The organism is Xanthomonas populi (assembly GCF_002940065.1).
Taxonomy (GTDB): Bacteria; Pseudomonadota; Gammaproteobacteria; order Xanthomonadales; family Xanthomonadaceae; genus Xanthomonas; species Xanthomonas populi.
In genome coordinates this window covers 1-3,080 of sequence record NZ_MDEJ01000237.1, presented here as the reverse complement: position 1 = coordinate 3,080, position 3,080 = coordinate 1, and the positions used below count along the sequence as shown (strand labels likewise).

Sequence of the window (3,080 nt, the reverse complement as noted above, 5' to 3'; positions counted from 1 at the left end):
TTGGGCGCAGTCACGTCGAACTGCCGATCCAGCAGGTTGGTCGCCGCTGCGCACTCGGACCCGCCATGGACGCGTGGTTTGCGACCATCGCCCACCTGAGTACGCAGCCCTTGCGTGCGCATCAACCGATGCACGCGACGGCGACTGCGGTGTTCGCGCAGATCCCGCAGATCCTTGGTGATCTTGCGATGCCCATCGACACTGCCGCTGGCCAGCCGTTGGTGCGTGATCAGCCCCAGCGGACGTTCGTCATCCTCGGCGCGATCACGCTTGGGCGAGCGCAGCTAGGCGTAGTAACCGGCTCGGTTCACCCGCAACACCCGGCACATCGCGCACAGCCGGAACTCCCCACGATGGGCCTGCATGAAGGCGTACTTGCAGTCGCTCGGCCACCTCTGCCACCTCGAACCCGCGATCGGTCGCTTGCCGGACCGCCTCCGCCTTGACCTCATCCGGCTACCGCTTGTTGCTCATGGACACCTCCGAATTCGCCATTTTCCCCTGGCCGTCAGATGTCCAGGGAACCCTGGGCGATTCAGTTTGAACAAGCTGTCCACTCGGAAGCGGAGGAGGGCGGAACTATGCCCCACAACAGGAGTGTGCCAACGGACTGCAAGGCGACCTCGCGAACGGTTACATCACCACTGCCTAGACCTTAAACACCTCGACAGCCCGCGTCAGCTGCGTCGAATGCTCTTCAAGCGAGCGCGCGGCGGTGCTTGCTGCTTCGACCAGACGGACGTTTTGTTGGGTGGTTTCGTCCATCTGGGCGATGGTCTGATTCACCTGTTCGATGCCGCCGGCTTGCTCTTGGGAGGCGGCGGAGATGTGGCCCATGATGTCGGTGACGTGCTGGACGCTGGTGACGACCTCGCTCATGGTGGTGCCGGCCTTTTGCACCAGTGTCGCGCCGTCGGCGACGCGTTGTACCGAGTCGTCGATCAGGCGTTTGATTTCCTTGGCGGCGTCCGATGAGCGGTGCGAGAGGGTGCGTACTTCGGAAGCAACGACGGCGAATCCGCTGCCTTGCTCGCCGGCGCGTGCGGCTTCGACGGCGGCGTTGAGAGCAAGGATGTTGGTCTGGAAGGCGATGCCGTCGATGACCGAAATGATATCGGCGATGCGCTTGGACGAAGCTTCGATGCCGGACATCTGTTCGATGACCTGACCGACCACGTCGCGTCCGTCCGAGGCGATTGCTGCGGCGCCCAGCGCGAGCTGGTTGGCGCGGCTTGCGTGCTCAGCGTTTTGCTTGACGGTGGAGGTCAGCTCTTCCATCGATGCGGCGGTTTCTTCGAGATTGGCTGCCTGTTGCTCGCTGCGGCGGGCCAGTTCCTGATTGCCGCTGGCGATGTCTTCGGTGGAAAAACCAATACTGTTGGAGGTGGTCTGGATATGCGTGACGATGTCGGTGAGGCGGTGCACGGTGCTGTTGGCATCGTCGCGCATGGAAGCGAACACGCCGTGGAAGTTGCCTGTCATGCGCACGGTCAGGTCGCCGTCGGCAATGGCGCGCAGCAGATCGGAGAACTTGGCCAGGTTGGTGTCGGAGGTGGCCATCATGGTGTTGAGGTTTTCGACCATCAGGCGGAAGTCGTGCTCGAACTTTTCCGGCTGGCCGCGTAGCGCGAAGTTACCCGCACAGGCGGCCTGGGTGAGTTCCTGGATCTGTGCGTTTATGGCGCGCAGGTTCTGCTTCGCCTGCTGCATGGTGGCGGTGATGGCGGCCTTTTCGCCGGGATACTGTTCGATGTCCTGCGCGGGATTGCCCACCGCGTAGCTGCCCATGACCTCGGTCATGCGTAGCTGTGTCTGTACGTGCGCATGTACCAGGGCGTTGGTGTCTTGCACCATAACGCCGTATTCGCCTGGGAAGCGCTGCGCATCGGTGCGATAGCTGATCTCGCCAGCTTCGTGGCGGGCGGCCATGGCACGCTGGGCGGAGATCACTTCTTGCAGGCGGCGCTGCATGTGTTGCATGGCACGCAGCAGCTGGCCGGATTCGTCCTTGCTGGTGGGCATGTCCTGGCTGTGCAGATCGCCGTCGTTAATGCGCTCTGCCAGGCGCAGCGATTGGCGCAAGGGCAGCACGACGCTGCGGGTGAGCAGGAAGGCAATTGTGGCGCCCAGCAGCAGTGCGATGACGGTGGAGATCACCATCAGCATCGCAAAGCCGCGCGCGGTGGCGACGGCATCTTTGGCCGCTTCGTGGTTCTTGGCTTCCTGCAGATCGATGAAGGCGTTGATGCTGGCCAGCCAGGCGATGAAGTCGGGCCGCGCTTCATGTAACAGCAGCTGCTCGGCCTGCGATTTGTCGCCTGCCTCGCGCAGTGCACGCACACTGGCGATAAACGGCATGGTGCGCTGCTCGATCTCCTTGATCTGCTGGAGAATTCCTTTCTCTTTGGCAGCCGACGAGGCGGCGATCATGCTGTCGAGCGGCTGCGCGGAGCGGGCGTAGTCTGCGGCGAGCTTGTCGATCGATTGTTCTGCCGCGTGCCGGTCTGCCGGGTCGTCCATCAGCACCACATCGCGCAGAGCAATCGCACGGTCGTGGACGCTGCCGCGAAAGTTGATCGCATAGCGTTGTTTGACGCTGTTGACCTCGTTGATTGCGGTCAGCTGCTGGTCGATGCTGCGCACGCGGTGGATGCCGACCACGGTGAGGCTCACCATCAGCACGATGATCGAAAGAAAGCCAAGGGCCAGGCGCTGACCAATACGCAGATTCAAGAAGACATGCATGGGGGTTTGATCGATGATCCGACAAAGCGGAGAGCGGGGAGTCCCAGCAGCAGGGAGGCGGAGGCAGGTGCACGTTCCTTGAAACGACATGGCTGCTGCCGCTCCGATTGCGTCTGTACGTGGCTATTAGCGACCCTAGCCATTGAAACTGAAACCGGCACGTCAGCAGGATTCAGGTGTGGTTGGTCTCGTATCGATGCAAGGTCATCCCGATCGGGATGACACATAGCAAATGCCGCCGCGTTGCGCAGCGCTTAAGAGCCTGTTCAAAGTCTTCTAAGCAGCAACGCCAGGAACGCCAGGTGGATCATCTGCAAGCTGGTGTTGAGCTGACG

General features: G+C 61.9%; 1 protein-coding gene and 1 pseudogene. Both read right to left on the bottom strand.

Annotation, left to right across the window (positions count from 1 at the left end; genetic code table 11):
* Nucleotides 1-474: pseudogene (locus XpopCFBP1817_RS20280) on the bottom strand (IS3 family transposase); the annotation flags it as partial.
* 174 nt (nucleotides 475-648) lie between these two features.
* Entirely contained in the window at nucleotides 649-2,745 is a 2,097-nt protein-coding gene (locus XpopCFBP1817_RS20275; protein ID WP_128418446.1) for a methyl-accepting chemotaxis protein, read from the bottom strand.
* Nucleotides 2,746-3,080 lie beyond the last annotated feature (335 nt).